The sequence below is a fragment of the Bartonella sp. AP57NXGY genome (assembly GCF_042195805.1).
Taxonomy (GTDB): domain Bacteria; phylum Pseudomonadota; class Alphaproteobacteria; order Rhizobiales; family Rhizobiaceae; genus Bartonella.
Genome location: NZ_JBHIOZ010000383.1, coordinates 1 through 1,003 on the forward strand (window position 1 = coordinate 1; position 1,003 = coordinate 1,003).

General features: G+C 35.1%; 2 protein-coding genes. One reads left to right on the top strand and one right to left on the bottom strand.

Features of this window, described 5'->3' with window-relative positions; all coding sequences use genetic code 11:
* Window positions 1-369, top strand: a 369-nt coding sequence (locus ACFIL8_RS11020) for a hypothetical protein (RefSeq protein ID WP_375689823.1), incomplete at its 5' end; no start/stop codon positions are given.
* Window positions 370-383: 14 nt separating this feature from the next.
* Here the strand turns inward: ACFIL8_RS11020 and ACFIL8_RS11025 are convergent.
* Window positions 384-773 carry a hypothetical protein gene (locus ACFIL8_RS11025; RefSeq protein WP_375689825.1) on the bottom strand — a complete coding sequence of 130 codons (390 nt, stop codon included), beginning with the start codon at window positions 771-773 and terminating at the stop codon, window positions 384-386.
* Window positions 774-1,003: the final 230 nt, after the last annotated feature.

Here is a 1,003-nt window from a genome sequence, read left to right on the forward strand (position 1 = left end):
CCACTTTCTGGTACCTATATCGGGCGGCTTTGTTTGCAAGGCGTGATTACTCAAGAGCAATATGATGCCGCGCAACAGTACCTACAGATAAGAAATAATTACCTTTGCGCAAAAGGCTTGCCTAATGCGATTTATGATGATGTGTCTACAAATTCAGATCCAGATAGCTTTGAACAATGGGTTCAAAAAGCAACAAATCACTATCAAGCCGTGAAAGAGGCACTAAAAGAAGCACAATGCCTTTATAGACAGTATAATCTTCATGCTGCGCTACAGTACCTCGTTATAGAAGATCAAATGCTACCCCACCTTGTGAATTCATTACGCGTTGCTCTTAATGCGCTTCAGAAGCATTTTTCAAAAAAGTAGATTTGAAAGAGATACTACCACCCATATATATATGGTATTGCAATAACAGCTAAGGCGGTCATTATTGTAAATAAAAACGCCGGAATCTTTAATCTAAATCGCCAGAGTATGTTAATCGGAAGAGACATGATGGTGATTATTATAAAGCCTATTACGAACCATTCCTTTATCTTTTTATTAAAATGGCTTATTTTTTTATCAACAACATCAAAGCGATAACATTCTCCATTTTCCGACTTCATATATAAAGGAATATCGCTTTTTTGAAATATGTTCCTATAAACATTTCCTAATTTATTTACTAGCTTATCACATGGTGTTGTCCCTTGGTTGTTTAAGATATAAAAGCTAAAAGCTAATATTCCGATAATGACTACACCTATTAAAATGAAGCGTTTAGACATAGTTTATCCATTGTTTTTCATTGTTACATCTTCGCTTCATACAGATTCCCTTTGAAATTATCAATATGTGTTATTTTTATGTTGACAAAGTGTAGCAAATCGTATTTAATGACAAATACGGCACTGGTCGTACTGTATCTAAATGAGGGTGTGGTACAGTTCAAAATCCCCGCAAATGCGGGGTTTTTTATTATCTGGAGGGTGTATTTTATGACATCACAAAATACAGA